Here is a 17494-nt window from a genome sequence, read left to right as displayed (position 1 = left end):
AACGGGCCCATAGGGCCCGTTTTGTTGAACAGAATTCAATAATTACTTGGTGTGGCGCTCATGCAGGCGCTGCACCACATCCTTCAAACCCAAGCCTTCGTTTTGCAGCAAGACGGTCAGGTGGTAGAGCAGGTCAGCGGATTCGTTGATGAGCTCTTCTCTGTCTTTCGCCATGGCGGCCAGGGCCACTTCCACCCCCTCTTCACCCACCTTCTGGGCGATGCGCTTGGTGCCTTTGCCATAGAGGCTGGCGGTGTAGCTGGTGGCGGGATCTGCCCCTTTGCGTGATGCCAGGATCTGTTCGAGCTCGGCCAGGAAGCCGAGCGGCGGCACGGGGTGGCCGTCGAAGCAGGAGGGGTTGCCCAGATGGCAGGTGGGGCCGACCGGGTCGGCGGCAATGAGCAGGGAGTCCTGATCACAGTCGGTGGTGATGGCGACGAGCTTGAGCACATGGCCCGAGCTCTCGCCCTTGGTCCACAGGCGCTGCTTGCTGCGGCTGAAGAAGGTGACCTGGCCGGTGGTCTGGGTCTTTTCCAGCGCCTCGCGGGTCATGAAGCCCTGCATCAGCACTTCGCCGCTGAGGGAATGCTGGACGATGGCGGGGATCATGCCCTCACACTTGGCCCAGTCCAGGCGCTCGGCCAGCGGCAATGCATTGTCTACTGCTTGATTATTCACGGATGGCGACTCCTTCGTTTTTCAGCCAGCGTTTCAATTCGGGAATGGGAATGAGGCCCTTGTGGAACACGGAGGCGGCCAGCGCCCCGTCCACGTCGGCCAGGGTAAAGGCATCGCGAAAGTGCTCCATGGCCCCGGCGCCGCCGGAGGCGATGAGGGGCACCTTGCACACGGCGCGCACCAGCTTGAGCTGCTCAAGGTCGTACCCCTGACGCATGCCGTCCTGGTTCATCACGTTGAGCACTATCTCCCCCGCGCCCCGGTGCTGCACTTCCTGTACCCACTCCAGGGTGGTCCAGGTGGTGGTGCGGGTGCGGCTCTCGTCGCCGGTAAACTGTTTGACCTGATATTGACCGAGGGCGGCATCGAAGTAGGAGTCGATACCCACCACCACGCACTGCACGCCGAAGCGCTCGGCGAGCCGGGTGATCAGGGTGGGATCGGCCAGGGCGGGGGAGTTGATGGAGACCTTGTCGGCACCGAATTCCAGGATCTGGCGGGCATCCTCCACGCTTTTGATGCCGCCGGCGACGCAGAAGGGGATGTCGATGACTTCCGCCACCCGGCTTACCCAGCTCTTGTCCACTACCCGTTCGTCGCTCGAGGCGGTGATGTCATAGAAGACCAGCTCATCGGCGCCCTCGGCGGCGTAGCGGCGGGCGAGGTCGACAATGCCGCCCATCACCTCGTGGTTGCGAAACTGCACGCCCTTGACCACCACGCCATCTTTGACGTCGAGACAGGGGATAATACGCTTTGACAACATGCTCATTGCTCCATGTAAAGCACGGTTAAAGAAACGTCGTTCTGCCGCCGGCGTTGGCCCGGGCGGCGGACGGGAACACGGTTGGCATGCCTTGAACGGGGGCCCATGAAGGGAGAAACGACAGGCCCGGCAGGCCGTCTCGTCGCCTCTGGGCACCCCACTATATGCATGACTTCATTCAGTGATTCAACCCTTTGTCGCCCTTCACCTGCCCCGGATGGCAGGCTGGCGCCTCGGGGAGGGGAGCCCGATCGTCCGGGTGGGTCTCGTCCGTTGCCATATGCTGGCGCAGGGTGAGCAGGGCGGCATCAAAATCAAACGCCTTCAGTTGCCTGGTCAGGGTGTCGCTGCGAGACCCCAGCATGAGGCGAAGGGGACCGGCATACTGCTCGTAGAGGGGGATCACGGCGGTGTCGCTTTGCACCAGCAGGGCTTCCATCTGGCCCAGCAGTTGCTGGCGCCAATGATCCCCCAGGGGCACCAGATCGGTGGTCGGGGTGGCGAGATCGTCCCCGAGCAGAGCGCAAAGGGCGGCGATCTCTTCATCGATGGATGACATGAGTCCGGTGGGCTCAGTGTTGCCGTCCGCGATGGCCTGCTCCAGGGCCAGGCAGTGGTGCGACAGCTCATGTGCCCCCAGGGTGCTCGCCACGCCGCGCAGGCTGTGGACCATGCGGGTTGCATCGCTGTGCTCCCCGGCCTGCAAGTGGCGGTGCAGCCGGGTCATGTCCTGGCCATGCTCATGGATGAAGTAGCGAAGCAGGGCCAGGTATTTCTCCTGATTGCCGTTGAGGGCCGCCAGCCCCTGGTCGAGATCCAGACCCGGGTGTGCCTGCAGGCGGGCAAGGGGGCCTGTCACGGGATGGCGAGTGCTGTCGTCCGGGGCAAGCTCGGGGACCTTGCCCTGGGGCAGCCAGCGCTGCAGGGCTTCAAACAGCTTGGCGGGGGTGACGGGCTTGGCAATGAAATCGTTCATGCCGGCCGATGCGCTCGCCTTTCTGTCCTCCTCGAAGGCGCTGGCGGTGAGCGCCAGGATGGGCAGCCTGTCCATGCCGGGCAGGGCCCGGATGGCGCGGGTGGCGCTGTAGCCATCCATCACCGGCATCTGTATGTCCATCAGGATGAGGTCGAAGGGGTGCTGGCTGACGAGGGCCAGGGCCTCCTGGCCGTTGACGGCCGTCTCGATGACGAGGCCGCTGTGGCACAGGAGCTCAAGCACCACTTCCCGGTTGATGGCGTTGTCTTCCACCAGCAGGATCCGGGCGTGGCGAGGGAAGCTGAAGGCCTGTTGGTTCCCCTGCTCGGACGGGGTCCGGGAAGGAGCGTCCTCCTTTGCCTTGAACAGCCTGGCGGTAAACCAGAAGCAGCTTCCCTGGCCTGGCTCGCTGGTGACCCCGACCTCGCCCCCCATCAGGGCGGCGATCCGGCTGGTGATTGCAAGGCCAAGGCCAGTGCCGCCATATCTGCGAGTGGTGGAGACATCCGCCTGTTCGAACGCCTGGAACAGCTTCTCGCGCTGCGCAGGGGTGATGCCGATGCCGGTGTCTTCCACCTCGAAGCGCAGCAGGTAGCCGGTGGTGAGGGGGCGGGCCAGCCTGACGCGCAGGGTGACGGTTCCCTGCTCGGTGAACTTGATGGCGTTGGTCGCATAGTTGAGCAGGGCCTGGCGCAGGCGGGTGATGTCGCCGTGCACCCAGGCGGGGGTATCGCCGATGTCCGTCACTATGGTGAGCCCCTTGGCCCTGGCCTGGTCGTTCATCAGGGCGCGGACGTTGTCCAGCATGGCGGTGAGGGAGAAATCGGTCAGCTCCAGCGTCATCTTGCCCGCATCGATCTTGGAGAGATCCAGGATGTCGTTGAGGATGCTGAGCAGGTGCTGGGCGGCAGTGTCTATCTTGGTCAGCCGTTCGAGGTCGGTGGGATCCCGGGTGTCGCGCTTGAGCAGATAGGTGAGCCCCAGGATGGCGTTCATGGGGGTGCGGATCTCGTGGCTCATATTGGCAAGGAAGGCGCTCTTGGCGTGGTTGGCGCTTTCGGCCCGCTGGTGGGCCTGGGCCAGCTGCCGGGTGCGCTCGTTGACCATCTCCTCCAGGTGGTAGCGATACTGGTCCAGCTCCTCGCCGAGCTGCTTCTTCTCGGTGATGTCGGCCTGGACCGTGACGTAGTGGGTGATTTCGCCGCTCTCCTGGCGGATCGGCGACACCGTGGCCAGCACCTGGTAGTGGGAGCCATCCTTGCGCTGGTTGATGAATTCGCCATGCCAGCGCTGGCCGTGGTTGATGGCATCCCACAGGGCGACATAGCTGGCATCCGGGGTGAGGCCCGAGCGCAGCAGGGACGGGGTCCGGCCTATCACTTCGTGCTGCTGGTAACCGCTGGCGGCGAGGAAGGCGGGGTTGACGTACTCGATGCGCGCCCGGGTGTCGGTGATGAAGACGCCGTCAGGGCTCTGTTCGAGGGCCAGGGACAACTGGCGCAACTGCTGCTCGGCCAGCTTGCTCTGGGTGATGTCCAGATGGATGCCAAGGAGGCGCACGGGTCGCTGCTGGGCGTCCCGATAGACGCTCCCTTTGCTCACCAGCCAGCGGATGCCGCCATCTGGCAGCAGGATCCTGAACTCCAGCTCGACGGGGGCGCCGCTGACCGCCCGCTCCGCCAGCAACTGCTCGATGCGGGGCCTGTCATCCGGATGCAGGCAGGCCTGCCAGGCTGCCAGCTCGCCGAGCACCTCGGCACTGCGGCCATAGAGGCGGGCGCATTCCGGCGAGAAGAAGAGACGGTTGCTGACCATGTCCCATTCCCAGATGCCGACATGGGCCCCTTCCTGGGCCATCAGCAGGCGCTGCTCGCTCTCGCGCAGGGCGCTGCTGACGGTTTCGGCGCGCACCCGTGCACTGATGGCGTCGTCCATCAGGTTCAGGGCTGCGAGGCGAGCACGACGCTGGGTATCGAGCGCCATCTGCTGATTGTGTTGCAGGCGCTGCTCCGCGAGCTTGCGCTCTGTGATGTCCTGCACGGTGCCGTAGAGCTCGAGTATGGTGCCATCCCTGTCCCTGAGCGCCGCCCCGCGGGCAATGACCCAGGCGGTCTCCCCCTGCTCCGTGATCACTTCGGCATCGCACTCGTAGGGCTGCCCGTCCATCCTGCAGCGCTCGACGGCCTGGGCCACCGTGTGCCACCCCTCCTGAGTGAAGTATTTTCTGACCTCGGGATAGACGGCGGGGGGGAGGGCCGGATCCCGGCCATAGATGCGATAGATCTCCGGTGACCAGAAGTGGCTGTCATCGGCCACGCGCCAGCGCCAGTTCCCTATCTTGGCGAGACGCTGGGACTCGCGCAGTATGGCTTCGTTGCGGCGCAGCGCCTCCTCGGTCTCCTTGTTCTGCCGGTTGTCCTCGATGATGGAAATGAAGTAGTCGGGATTACCTTCGGCGTCGCGCACCAGGGCCACTGTCAGAGTGGTCCAGATGATCTCGCCCCCCTTGTGCAGGTAGCGCTTCTCCAGGGTGTAGTGGGGGATAGTTCCCGCCAGTACCCGGGCCACATGGGCCTCATCGAGGTAGAGATCGTCCGGGTGGGTCAACTGCTGGAACGTCATCCCGGTGAGTTCGTCGGCCCGGTAGCCCAGGATGTGGCACAGCCGCTGATTGACACGCAGCCAGTGTCCATCGGGGGAGACCAGGGCGATGCCGACCGCCGCCTGTTCGAAGGTGACCTGGAAGCGGTTCTCGCTCTGCTGCAACTGGTTCTGGGTGTTCATCAGCTCCTGCCAGCGCAGGACCTCTCTGGCCCGGGCGCGATGAAAGGCGGCACTGAGCACGCTGATGAGCAGTCCGTTGGCGATGAGCAGGCACCATTGCACCAGATCCTGGCCAGCCTCGACACTCAGTGAATAGATGGGGGGGAGCATGAAATAGCTGGTGACCAGGGCGGTGATCAGGGTGCAGAGCAGACCTGGCAACAAGCCCCCCAACAGGGCGCAAACGATGATGGGCAGCATGAAGAGAACCAGCAGCGGTCGCTCACCAAAGGCGATGGGCAGCTGGACACGGATTTGCAACATCAGAACGGGCAGCAGCACGGCCAGCAGGGAGATCCCCCAGCGCTGGGTGGAGGGGCGCACATGCCACAGGGGTGACCAGCTCATCATGGGAGATCCTCCGGTGGCATGGGGGCCTGGGGATAGGGGGGCGGCACTCCGAGCTGACGGGAGAGCCCGTTGATCTGGTGCTTGAGGGCCAGCATGGCGAGCTCCCTGTCTACCATCACCTTGTTGAACCGCTCCAGCTCATGGTTCTGCTGGCGCAGCTCGCTGGCCTGGCGGGTCAGGGCCTGTTCAACCTGCTCCCGTTCGGTGACATCGAGCAGAATGCCGATGATGGCGGGCTGGCCGAGGTAGTCGACGCGCCGCCCGTACAGCTCGACCTCTAGGGATTCCCCGTGCTGATGCAGGGCACTGAAGCGGGTGTGGATATCGCGCGCGTCCTGCTCGCACGCGTGCACCAGCTCGGCGACCCTGGTGCTGTCCTTGGGAGCGGCAAGGGCGTGCAACTGGCCAACGGCGATCAGCGCCCCCGGGGTGTCATAGCCAAACAGTCGGGCAAAACAGGGGTTGATGTAGCAGAGCCGACCCTGCTGGATGATGTAGATCCCGGCAAGGGATTGCTCCACCAGTGCACGGAACAGCCCCTCCCGCTCTCGCAAGTCGGCCTCGGCCCGTTTGAAGTCCGTGATGTCCCGAGAGATGCCGAAGATCCCGATCACCTGCCCCTCGCTGTCTTGCAAGGGGCCTTTGGTTGCGAGAAACACATGCTCGCCATCGGGCAGGGTCAGGTACTCCTCCTCGGTCTGCACCCGGTTGCGCTCTATGACCTGGCGCCCGGATGCCATCAGCATCTGCGCCTGCTGCGGCGGGAAGAGCGTCAGATCATCCTGGCCCAGCACCTCGTCAACCGGCTTGCCGACAAACTGGCTGGCGGCCCGGTTGAAGAGGATGTATCTGCCCTCCTTGTTCTTGGCGAAGATGGCGTCTTCCGAGCTGTCGGCGATGGCGGAGAGCAGTTGCAAGGCCTCCAGCCGCTGGGACTGGGAGTGCTGAAGCTGCTCGGCCATCTGCAGCCGGGTGTGCTGGCGCAGCAGGATGATGCCGGCGTTGGTGACAAAGAGCACCAGCAGGCCGATGAGACCGATCCAGACGCTCTCCTTGAAGGTGGCCTGGTAGAGTTCCGCCTTGTCGATCTTGGCCAGCAGGTACCAGTCCGTGTTCATGACCGGATAGACAACCCCGAAGACCTCGCTGCCCCGGTAATCCTGGCCATAAAGCACCTGGGGCGTGCCGCGTTCGGCGAGCCGCAAATACTGGGCAGCCAGCAGGGTGGGGTGGGTGACGGGATAGTGCAGGGTGAGAGCCGGTTCCGGGCGATAGCGCAGGCTGCTCAGATAGTGGACCTGATCCCCCTGCTGGCGAAACAGAATGGCTTCTCCGCTGCTGTCTGGGACGGGCCAGGACCCCAGGATCTGATCGAGCCAGCGATTTGCGCTTATCTGCATCACCAGCACGGGGGCAGGTCCTGCAGCAACCTCCAGATTGACCAGAAAGTCCAGCCTGGCGTGACCGCGATCATCGAGATAGGGACCAAGACGCATGACGTTGCCCTGCTCGAGCCGTGGCAGGGCGTCACGCAACGTGGCATTCATGGTGTCGCCACCCGGGGTATGCCACAGGGGCTGTCCGGCAGGATTGAACACGGCCGCACCGTGAAATCCGCGTACCGAGATGAATTCGAGCAGCCTTGCCAGTGGTGGCGTGATCGCTTCGGGTGAGGATGGTGCTTGTCCGGGACGATAGAAATCAGTACTGCCCAGACCCTTTATGAGCTGGTGAATATCCTGCTCGTGGGTTCCGAGCCACTCGGTGACGCGCTGGCTCTTGAGATCCGCGATGGCTTCGAGACGAGCCACCTCCTTGTTGCGTGCCAGTTCGATGTTGCGGGCGATGGCCATGGCGGTCAGGGCCAAAATGAGCCCGTTGAGCAACAGGAAGGGGATCCATTGACGCCGCGTAAAGACAGGTGTGCTGCCGGTGGAGTCAATGCGACGACGCAGCATGGCATAAAGCATGAGGGCCGTGATGAGGATGAAGAGCCAGCCCTTGATGGTGCTTGCCATGGCGAACTGGGCAGGGGTGCTGAACAGCCACTCCACCGCCTTGTCGGAGAGCAGGATCCACAGGCTTGCCACGGCGGCATAGGTGAGCACGACGTTGAGCACATGTGCCCGGGTCAGGGGAGCCTCAGCCATCCACGGCCTCGCTGCCATCCTGGTAGCGTTCGGCAATGGTGACGAACGCGTCGAAATGGCGATCGAAGGCGGTCACGACATCGGGATCGAAATGGTGGCCACTGCCGGAGAGGATGAGGGCGCGAGCCTCGTCGTAGCTCATGGCCGGCTTGTAGACCCTGGCGCAGATGAGGGCGTCAAACACGTCTGCCAGCGCCATCAGGCGGGCCGAGAGGGGTATGGCGTCCCCTTGCAAGCCGTCCGGGTAGCCGCTGCCATCCCACTTCTCGTGGTGCCAGTGGGCGATCTCCTTGGCCAGGGTGAGGAAGGCCAGGGGCTGCTCCATGTCCTGTTCGGCCTCCTCGATGGCATCGCTGCCGAGCTTGGCGTGGGTGCGCATGATCTGCCATTCCTCCGGGGTCAGCTTGCCCGGCTTGAGCAGGATGTGGTCGGGAATGCCCACCTTGCCGATATCATGAAGCGGTGCGGAGCGGCTCAGCAGGTCGATGTAACCCGGGGTCAGGGTATCGGCGAAACGGGGGTGATCAGCCAGGGCGCTGGCCAGCAGACGTACGTAGCCCTGGGTGCGCAGGATATGGTTGCCGGTTTCGGGGTCGCGGATCTCCGCCAGATGGGCGAGTGCGCGGATGGAGACCTGCTGGATCAGGTCGTTTTCCGCCATTCGCCGCGCGACCTCGGCTTCCAGCGCCGCATTCTGGTTTTGCAGGCCGTCACGGGCCTGCTTGGCCTCCAGCTGGGTACGTACCCGGGCCTGAACGACCACCGGCTTGATGGGCTTGGTGATGTAATCGGCGGCGCCGAGGGAGAGGCCGAACTCCTCGCTCTGGGGGTCGGCGAGGGCGGTGAGCAGAACGACGGGAATACGGCTGCTGATCGGGGACTGACGCAATTGCCTGAGCACTTCATAACCATCCATGCCGGACATCATCACATCCAGCAGGATGAGGTCAGGCTTTGGATCCGCGCTGACGATGCGCAGGCATTTTTCCCCGCTCTGCGCAGCCAGTACGCGGTAATGAGGCGAAAGCAATTCGGTCAGTACCATCAGATTTTCGGGTGAGTCGTCGACGATCAGGATGGTGGCGTTGTGAGGTGTCAACATATGTCTTCCATGACGCTATCCCTGTGAGGTCGAGTATAGAGCCAATTGCTGCCAAATCATAAGGTTCGCCCCCATCGGGGAGAAAGAGGCCTGCCCGGATGGGCAGGCTGTCTGATGCCGGAAAGGGGCGCGTCACGCAGCGCGGCCGTCACCCCAGCAGTGAATGGCTTCTGCCACGTCAAACTTGCCCTCCAGCAGGGCACGGCCGAGGATGATCCCCTTGACGCCGGTTCCCTTGAGCGCCTCGATATCCGCCAGACCGCCGATACCGCCGGACGCCTGGAAGCCGACGCTCGGGTAGCGGGCGCAGAGATCCCGGTAGAGTTCGACGTTGGTGCCCGCCAGGGTACCGTCCCGGCTGATGTCGGTGCAGAGCACATGCCTGAGTCCGGCGGGGAGGAAGCGCTCGATCAGCGCCTCGATGGAGATGCCGCTGTTCTCCTGCCAGCCAGCCACTGCGATGTGGCGGTTGCCCTGTTCATCGATGTTGACATCCAGGGCCAGCACGATGCGCTCGGGGCCATATTTCTCCATCCAGCTGGCCACCAGATCCGGGGATTTGACGGCGGTGGAGCCGATCACCACCCGGCTGGCGCCGGCCGCCAGCAAGTCGGCCACATCCTGTTCGCTGCGCACGCCGCCGCCGACCTGCACCGGTGCCTCGGTGGCGGATAGCAACTGGGCGATGAGGGCCAACTGGCGGGCCTTGGCATCCTTGGCGCCGTCCAGATCCACCAGGTGCAGCTGCGCCGCCCCCTGGCTGACATAGTCATCGAAGCGGGCCTGCGGGTTGTCGCTGTAGGCGGTTTTCTGGCCGTAGTCGCCCTGGTAGAGGCGCACGACCTGACCGTTGATAAGGTCGATTGCGGGAATAATCATGCCTGTCATAGCTCCAGAAAGTTTTGCAGTAGGCGGGCACCGGCCGGGCCGGATCGCTCCGGGTGGAATTGGGCGCCAAAGAAGTTGTCCCGCCCGACGATGGCGGTAAAGGGCAGGCCGTAGTCGCAGGTCGCCAGGGTCGCGTCGGTCACCTCCAGCGCATAGGAGTGGACAAAGTAGAAGTAGCTGCCGCTGGGGATGCCTTTGAGTAGCGGGTGGGTCTCGTCGTGTTCAATCTGGTTCCAGCCCATGTGGGGCAGGCGCAGGTTGCCCACCTCCATCAGGTGGATCCTGCCAGGCACGATGCCGAGGCAGTCGATGAGCGCTCCTTCGCTGCCATCGGCGCTCATGTTCTCTTCCGAGGCCTGTGCCAGCATCTGCATGCCGAGGCAGAAACCGAGCAGCGGCTGCTTGGCGGCGCGAATGAGGGGCACCAGTTCCCGCTCATTGAGGTTCTTCATGGCGGCGATGGCAGTGCCGACGCCGGGCAGGATCAGCTTGTCCGCCTGCTCGATGTCGGCGGCCTTGCAGCTCACCCTGGGCTGCACGCCGAGGCGCTCGAACGCCATGCGCACCGAGGCGAGGTTGGCGCAGCCGGTGTCGATGATGACCAGGTTCTGCTTCACCATCACAGCACCCCCTTGCTGGAGGGAAGCTCGCTCCCTTCCACGCGAATGGCCTGGCGCAGGGCGCGACCAAAGCCTTTGAACAGCGCCTCCACCTGATGGTGGGTGTTGCCGCTGCCCACCTTCATCTGCAAGGTGATGGCCATGGCGTCAGAGAGGGAGCGGAAGAAGTGAGGCACCATCTCGGTGGCCATCTCTCCCACGCTGTCGCGACCAAAGCCGCTCGGGCAGTCGAACACGAAGTAGGGACGGCCGCTCAGATCCAGCGCCGTGGCCACGTCCAGCTCGGTCAGCGAGGTGTTGTCAGCCTCCTGGCGGGGACGCCCGTCGATCACCGCTTGCACCTCGTCCATCGCCAGCACGAAGCCGAAGCGGCCGATGCCGCGCTTGTTGCCAAGGGCCTGGCGCAGGGCTTGACCCAGCGCCAATCCCACATCTTCCACCGTGTGGTGATCGTCGATGTGCAGATCGCCGCTCACTTTGAGCTTGAGGCGAAAGCCCGCGTGGGTCGCTATCTGATCCAGCATGTGATCGAAGAAGCCGATGCCGGTGGCGATCTGGTTGCCACCGCTCTTGTCGAGATCCACCGCCACCTGGATGCGGGTCTCCTTGGTGTAGCGCTCCACCTCGGCCACGCGCCCCTTGGAGAGCAACTGATCACGAATGGCATTCCAGCCGTGATCTTGCGGGTGGTAGCGTATGCCGCGGATGCCCATGTTCTCGGCAAGCTGGATGTCGGTCTGTCTGTCGCCAATCACGAAGGAGTTGGCAAAGTCGATGCGGCCCGAGGCGAGATACTCCTTCACCAGCCCAAGGTGAGGCTTGCGGCAGCTGCAACCGTCGGTGGGGAAGTGGGGACAGATCAGCACTTGCTCCCAGGTGACGCCCTGGGATTCGAAGAGGTGCATCATCAGGTCGTGAGGCGGCTGGAAGTTTTCAAGGGGCAGGCTGTCGGTGCCGAGCCCATCCTGGTTGGTCACCATCACCAGCACGTAGCCGGCGGCCTGGAGCTCACGCAGCACAGGTATCACCATGGGCTCGAAGCGCAGCTTCGCAAGGCTGTCCACCTGCTTGTCGGTGACCGGCTCCTCGATCAGGGTGCCGTCACGGTCGATAAACAAAAACGGGGTTTTCATCGCTACATCCTTGCTTGTCTTACAGAGAGGGTGGGGGCAGGTCACGCAGCACGGCCAGCACGGCGTCCATTTCGCCCTGATAGCCGATGGTGATGCGGATGCTGTTGTCAAGGCCAGGCTTGCTGGAGAAATCACGCAAGATGATGCCGGCGGCCTTCATGGCGGCGAACACGGCGGCGCCATCTTTGAAGCGCACCAGCACGAAGTTGCCCTTGTCCTCGAACACTTCCTTGACGCAGGACAGACGAAGCAGCTCCGCCTTGATGAGCGCCTTTTGCTTGTTGAGCTCCTGCACCCGCTCCTGCATCAGTTCCAGCCCCATGGGAGAGAGCGCCTGGGCGGCAATCTGGGCGATGGGGTCGGGAATGGGGTAGGGCGCGATCACCTTGGCCAGCATGGTAATCACCTCGGGATCCCCCAGGGTAAAGCCGCAGCGGATCCCTGCCAGGGCGAAGGCCTTGGAGAGGGTGCGGGTCACCACCAGGTTCGGGTATTGGGCGAGCAGGTCCACCACGGAGGCCTCCGGGCAGAACTCGATGTAGGCCTCGTCCACGACGATGATGGCGCGGTCCCGGGCCTTCTCCAGCAGGGCGACGAGTCCCTTGCGGCCCACCAGATCCCCGGTGGGATTGTTGGGGGAGCAGAGGAACACCAGCTTCACGTCAGAGAGGCGATCGGCGATGGCGGGCCAGTCCGGCTGACGGCTGGCGGTCAATGGCTGCTCGACAATCCCCACGCCACAGGTCTCGGCGCTGATGGCGTACATGCCGTAGGTGGGGGGACAGATGAGGATCTGATCTTCCCCTGCCTCGCAGAAGGTGCGGATCAGCAGCTCGATGGCCTCGTCGGCACCGCGGCTTACCAGCACCTGATCCGGATTGATCCCGGCGTAGGCGGCATAGCCGTTCACCACCTCGGCCGGCTGGCACTCGGGATAGCGGTTGAGACGGCTCCCCTCGACGGTGAAGGGGTAGGCCAGCGGTGCCTCGTTGGCATTGAGCCAGACGTGGCCCTGGCCGCCGATGCGGCGCGCGGACTGGTAGGGAGTGAGAGCCCGCACGACGCGACGGGCCAGATTGACGATGCTCATGACAAATCCTTCTGCTGTGCTGTTTGTTGGGGCTCGGCGGCCAGGGCGTTCAACCTGAGGGTGACGGCATGCTTGTGGGCATCGAGTCCCTCGGCCTGGGCGATGCGCTGGACAATGGGGCCAAGGCCGCGAATGCCGTCTGCAGTGAGCTCCTGTACCGTGTAGCGGCGCTGATAGTCGGCAAGCCCCAGGCTCGAGCAGGTGCGGGCATAGCCGTAGGTGGGCAGGGTGTGGTTGGTGCCGCTGGCGTAATCACCGACCGATTCCGGAGTCCATGCCCCAAGGAAGATGGAGCCCGCGTTCTCGAGCTTGTCCAGCAGATCCCGGGGGGCCCGGGTCTGCACGATGAGGTGTTCCGGGGCATAGGCGTTGGAGATGGTGCAGGCCTCCTCCAGGCTGTCGCAGAGGATCACCAGGCTTGCCTTCAGGGCTTGCTCGGCGATGTCGCGGCGGCTGAGGTCGGCGAGTTGCGCCTGGATCTCGCTGCCGATGGCATCGGCCAGGGGAGCAGAGGTGGTGACCAGCACCACCTGGCTGTCGGGGCCGTGCTCGGCCTGGGAGAGCAGGTCCGATGCCACGAAGGCCGGGTTGGCGCTCTCGTCTGCGATCACCAGCACCTCGGAGGGGCCGGCTGGCATGTCGATGGCGGCGCCCCGCCAGTCACGGGAAACCTGGCCCTTGGCTTCGGTCACATAGGCGTTGCCCGGGCCGAAGATCTTGTCCACCTTGGGGATGGTCTGCGTGCCATAGGCCATGGCCGCGATGGCCTGGGCGCCGCCGATGGCGAACACCTGACGAACGCCACAGGCGCGGGCGGCAAACAGGATCTCGTCGCTCGCCGGAGACGGGGTGCAGAGCACCACCTCGCGGCAACCGGCCAGACTTGCCGGAATGGCCAGCATCATCACGGTGGAGGGGAGCGGCGCGCTGCCTCCCGGGACATAGAGGCCGACCCGGCTGATGGGTTGGGTGCGCAGCTCGCACAGTACCCCGGGTTGGGTTTCGACTCGGACGACGGGCTGCACCTGGGCGGCGTGGAAGGTACGGATATTGGCGATGGCGGCCTCGATGGCGCCCTTGATGTCATCACCGAGTCGAGCGCAGGCGGCATCCACTTCCGCGTCGCTCACCCGAAGCTGTTCGCGGGGCGCGCGTTCGAAACGCTGGCTCAGCTCGCGCAGGGCCTCATCGCCCCGGCTGCGTACCGCAGCAATGATGTCTCGCACCACGGTACCGATGTCGGCTTCGTCGCCAAGGGCGGGCCGGGTCAGGACCTCGGCTTGCCGGGCGGGGGAGAGGGTCTTCCAGATCAGGGTCTGCATGATGTGTCTTCCTTATTCCATCTCTCTCGGCTTATTCCATCATCTTTTCAATGGGCAGCACCAGGATGGAGCTGGCACCCAGGGCCTTGAGCTGTTCCATGGTCTCCCAGAAGAGGGTTTCGCTGGAGACGACGTGCAGGGCCACCTGGTTGGTGTCACCGGCGAGCTGCATGATGGTGGGACGTTCCGCCCCCGGCAGCAGATCGGTGATGGCATCGAGCTTGTCTTTGGGGGCGTGCAGCATGATGTATTTGCTTTCGCGCGCCTGTTGCATCCCCTGGATGCGAGGCAGCAGCTTGTCGATGAGTTTCTGCTTGGCATCGTTCAGGGGGTTGGGGGCCTGCACCAGGACGGCCTTGGAGCGGTAGATCACCTCGACCTCTTTCAGGCCGTTGGCTTCCAGGGTTGCGCCGGTGGAGACCAGATCGCAGATGGCATCGGCCAGACCCGCGCGGGGGGCCACTTCCACCGAGCCGCCCAGCATCACGCTCTTGAAGCCCAGGCCCTTCTCGTCGAAGAAGCGCTTGAGCAGACCGGGGTAGGAGGTGGCGATGCGCTTGCCGGCCAGGCTCTGTGGCCCTGTGTAGTTGACATCGTCCGGCACCGCCAGAGAGAGGCGGCAGCCGCCGAAGTCGAGCTGCTTGAGGGTCTTCACCGCAAAGGGCTGCCCCTGGGCTGCGCGGATGAGCTGCACCTCTTCGAGAACGTTCTCGCCGATGATGCCAAGATCGACCACCCCTTCCATCACCAGACCCGGGATGTCGTCATCACGCACTCGCAGAATGTCGATGGGCATGTTCTCGACATGGGCGATGAGGCGCTGTTCCCGCAGGTTGATCTTGAGGCCGCAGCTCTTGAAGAGGGCCTGGGAATCCTGGCTCAGACGACCGGACTTTTGCATGGCGATGCGCAGACGTTGTGTTTCCATTGCTCGATTTCCTTTTAGTCAAAAACGAAAAAACCCTCGGAAGTATGTGCTTCCGAGGGTTCATGAATCTTGCGGTCCTTTTGGAAGTCACCAGTTAAGTGTCTTCCAGCAGTCAACCTCCTGAAAGACTATTCGGGATGATGATGGTGATGATGAGTCTTCAGGGTGGTGAACTTCATGATGTAATCAATCCTTTACAAATCAGATGCCGTTGTTGACGCCCGGTTTAAACTACCTGCCTTGACAGAAAAAGCAACCGAAAAATGTGATCCGGACGATTAAAGTTGAGAAAACGGTTTTCTGGTCGATAACTAGACAATGAGATGCCAAAGGAGGCGACATCATGCCCAGCCAGGACCTGTTATTTCCCATCCTGCCCCGCGCACCCTCGACACCGAGCCCGGATGACATCAAGCGGGAGGTGACCCAGATCAGCCAGAAACATCAGCTGCGCAAGATAGGCACCGACAATGGCGGAGGTGGCCAGTATCACCAGCAGAGAGAGCAGCCGCCAAAGCCTGATCAACCAGCGGTGCAGGATGATGATCACAAACCGGATCCGGACCACCGGATTGATCTCTTCGTCTGAACGCATTATCAGTCCCGCTTTTTCCGCGCTTTTGGCATAATGCCCGCTTTTGCAGCGGGACATGCCTTTGACCATCATCCAGACCCTGTTCAAGCCAGACGGCCCCCTGGCCCGCCATATCGACGGCTTCAAGGCCCGTGCCCCGCAACTGGAGATGGCCGAGGCGGTGTCTCGCGCCATCAAGCAAGGTGGCCGCTTGCTGGTGGAGGCTGGAACGGGCACTGGCAAAACCTATGCCTATCTGGTGCCTGCATTGGAATCCGGCAAGCGAGTGGTGATCAGCACCGGGTCCAAGAACCTGCAAGAGCAGCTCTTCTATCGGGATCTGCCCACCATCACGGGGGCGCTTCACTACACCCCGCCGGTGGCATTGCTCAAGGGGCGCAGCAATTACCTCTGCATCGAGCGGATGAACCGGCTGTTGAGTGAATCCCATCTGCAAAAGCCCGAGATCCTGAGCGATCTCGTGAAGGTCAAATCCTGGTCGACCGCCACCGACAACGGCGATGTGGGGGATATCCCGGGGCTACAGGAGAACGCCGAGATCCTTGCCCACGTCACCAGCACCAACGACAACTGCCTGGGTCGCGACTGCCCCTATTACGATGATTGTCACCTGGTCATCGCCCGGCGCCGTGCCATGGACGCCCAGGTAGTGGTGATCAACCACCACCTTTTTTTCGCCGACATGGCGGTCAAAGACACCGGCTTTGGCGAGCTGGTGCCCGAGGCGCAGGTCTATGTATTCGACGAGGCGCACCAGCTGCCCGAGATCGCCAGCCACTACTTCGGCAAGTCCGTGGGCAGCCGCACCATCCAGGATTTGGCGCAGGATATCCAGCTCGCCTACCGGGCAGAGGCTCATGACATGGCCCAGCTTGGCAAGGCGGCGGACAGGCTCGCCATTGCCAGTCAGGATCTGCGCCTTGCCTTCGGCGTGGAGGGGGGGCGCGGCAACACCCGGGATCTGCTGAGACAATCCCTCTGGGCCCAGGCGCTGGCCCGCCTCAACGATGCCATCGGGCTCTGTTATGAAGTGCTGAAACTGGCGCTCGGGCGAGGGGAGCAGCTGGATCACTGTTTCGAGCGCATCAGCGAGCTGCGTACTCGCCTTGGGGAGGTGCTGGCGGTCAACCAGACCGGTTTCTCCTACTGGTATGACTGTTCGCGTCTGCACTTTACCCTCAATCTGACGCCACTGTCGGTCGCCGAGCGCTTCGGTGCCGAGGTGCAGCGCCCCGAGGTGGCCTGGGTCTTCACCTCGGCCACCTTGACGGTGGACAATCGCTTCGCCCACTTCGTCGCCGAGATGGGGCTGGCCGGCAGCGCCGAACTCATTCTCGACAGTCCGTTCGATTACGCCGAGCAAGCGCGCCTGTGCGTACCCCGTTTCTTGCCAGAGCCCAATGCCTTCGGGCGCGGGGAGCAGCTGGCGACCCTGATGATCCCCCTCATCAACAAGACGCCGGGGGGGTGCTTCTTCCTCTGCACCAGCCATCAGGTGATGCGCCAGGTGGCCGAGGTGCTACGCCGGGAAATCGGCCGCACCGTCCTGCTGCAAGGGGAAGACAACAAGCAGCGGCTGCTCAAGACCTTCGTGGAAAACGGTCGGGCCGTGCTGGTGGCCACCAGCAGTTTCTGGGAGGGGATAGACGTGCGGGGGGCGGCATTGTCCTGTGTTATCATCGACAAGCTGCCCTTTGCGAGCCCGGACGATCCCCAGCTCAAGGCACGGGTGGAGGATTGCAAGCTCAAGGGGGGGGATCCCTTTGCCGAGCTGCAGTTGCCCAAGGCGGTGATTGCCCTCAAGCAGGGGGTGGGGCGGCTCATACGTGATCGCAGTGATCACGGCGTACTGGTTATTTGTGATCCCCGGGTGGTCAACAAGCCCTATGGCGCCACCTTCATCAAGAGCCTGCCTGCCATTCCACGGACCCGGGAGCTGGCGACCCTGGGAGAATTTTTCGGACCACGGGAGTGAGTCCGCCGCGCCGGGGCTGATTGCACCCGGCCATGCATGACGGCAGGCCTTGGCCATGCTGACGATTTAACTGACTGATGTGAAGAGAATAAAAAGA

The 17494-nt window shown here is 63.4% G+C and carries 13 protein-coding genes and 1 other annotated feature; of the genes, 2 read left to right on the top strand and 11 right to left on the bottom strand.

Annotation, left to right across the window (positions count from 1 at the left end):
* Nucleotides 1–42: 42 nt before the first annotated feature.
* The 11 genes from hisIE to hisG all read right to left on the bottom strand — a co-directional run bounded on the left by hisIE (nt 43) and on the right by hisG (nt 14827).
* The gene (gene hisIE, locus C2U30_RS03240) at nt 43–678 is read right to left on the bottom strand and encodes a bifunctional phosphoribosyl-AMP cyclohydrolase/phosphoribosyl-ATP diphosphatase HisIE (protein ID WP_029314506.1); all 636 of its coding nucleotides are present in this window, start codon (nt 676–678) and stop codon (nt 43–45) included.
* Nucleotides 671–1444, bottom strand: a complete 774-nt coding sequence (gene hisF, locus C2U30_RS03235; RefSeq protein WP_103243155.1) for an imidazole glycerol phosphate synthase subunit HisF — start codon at nt 1442–1444, stop codon at nt 671–673. The genes hisIE and hisF overlap by 8 nt, the downstream gene beginning before the upstream one ends.
* A gap of 178 nt (nt 1445–1622) precedes the next feature.
* Nucleotides 1623–5594 carry a PAS domain S-box protein gene (locus C2U30_RS03230; RefSeq protein WP_103243154.1) on the bottom strand — a complete coding sequence of 1324 codons (3972 nt, stop codon included), beginning with the start codon at nt 5592–5594 and terminating at the stop codon, nt 1623–1625.
* Entirely contained in the window at nt 5591–7744 is a 2154-nt protein-coding gene (locus C2U30_RS03225; protein WP_103243153.1) for a PAS domain-containing protein, read from the bottom strand. Before C2U30_RS03225 ends, C2U30_RS03230 begins: the two co-directional genes overlap by 4 nt.
* Nucleotides 7737–8846: a response regulator gene (locus C2U30_RS03220; RefSeq protein WP_103243152.1), complete on the bottom strand. Its 1110-nt coding sequence runs from the start codon at nt 8844–8846 to the stop codon at nt 7737–7739. Before C2U30_RS03220 ends, C2U30_RS03225 begins: the two co-directional genes overlap by 8 nt.
* A gap of 132 nt (nt 8847–8978) precedes the next feature.
* Complete coding sequence (gene hisA, locus C2U30_RS03215) at nt 8979–9725, bottom strand: 1-(5-phosphoribosyl)-5-[(5-phosphoribosylamino)methylideneamino]imidazole-4-carboxamide isomerase (RefSeq protein WP_045524835.1); 747 nt, start codon at nt 9723–9725, stop codon at nt 8979–8981.
* A gap of 5 nt (nt 9726–9730) precedes the next feature.
* Complete coding sequence (hisH, locus tag C2U30_RS03210; RefSeq protein WP_103243151.1) at nt 9731–10354, bottom strand: imidazole glycerol phosphate synthase subunit HisH; 624 nt, start codon at nt 10352–10354, stop codon at nt 9731–9733.
* A complete protein-coding gene (gene hisB / locus C2U30_RS03205) occupies nt 10354–11487 on the bottom strand; it encodes a bifunctional histidinol-phosphatase/imidazoleglycerol-phosphate dehydratase HisB (protein WP_103243150.1) in 1134 nt (377 codons plus the stop codon). The genes hisH and hisB overlap by 1 nt, the downstream gene beginning before the upstream one ends.
* Before the next feature lie 19 nt (nt 11488–11506).
* Complete coding sequence (hisC, locus tag C2U30_RS03200; protein WP_103243149.1) at nt 11507–12577, bottom strand: histidinol-phosphate transaminase; 1071 nt, start codon at nt 12575–12577, stop codon at nt 11507–11509.
* Nucleotides 12574–13899, bottom strand: coding sequence for a histidinol dehydrogenase (hisD, locus tag C2U30_RS03195; protein WP_045524838.1), 1326 nt, complete (start codon nt 13897–13899; stop codon nt 12574–12576). The genes hisC and hisD overlap by 4 nt, the downstream gene beginning before the upstream one ends.
* A gap of 31 nt (nt 13900–13930) precedes the next feature.
* Complete coding sequence (gene hisG, locus C2U30_RS03190; RefSeq protein WP_103243148.1) at nt 13931–14827, bottom strand: ATP phosphoribosyltransferase; 897 nt, start codon at nt 14825–14827, stop codon at nt 13931–13933.
* A gap of 24 nt (nt 14828–14851) precedes the next feature.
* Nucleotides 14852–14980: a sequence feature (His leader region), on the bottom strand.
* 190 nt (nt 14981–15170) lie between these two features.
* Between hisG and C2U30_RS03185 the strand changes: the two genes are divergently transcribed.
* Nucleotides 15171–15416 (top strand): hypothetical protein, encoded by a 246-nt coding sequence (locus tag C2U30_RS03185; RefSeq protein WP_103243147.1) that lies wholly within the window; start codon nt 15171–15173, stop codon nt 15414–15416.
* 61 nt (nt 15417–15477) lie between these two features.
* The gene (locus C2U30_RS03180; protein ID WP_042017607.1) at nt 15478–17397 is read left to right on the top strand and encodes an ATP-dependent DNA helicase; all 1920 of its coding nucleotides are present in this window, start codon (nt 15478–15480) and stop codon (nt 17395–17397) included.
* The last annotated feature ends 97 nt before the right edge of the window (nt 17398–17494 follow it).

This window comes from Aeromonas sp. ASNIH5 (genome assembly GCF_002902865.1).
Taxonomy (GTDB): domain Bacteria; phylum Pseudomonadota; class Gammaproteobacteria; order Enterobacterales; family Aeromonadaceae; genus Aeromonas; species Aeromonas caviae.
This window is presented reverse-complemented; position numbering and strand designations above follow the sequence as displayed.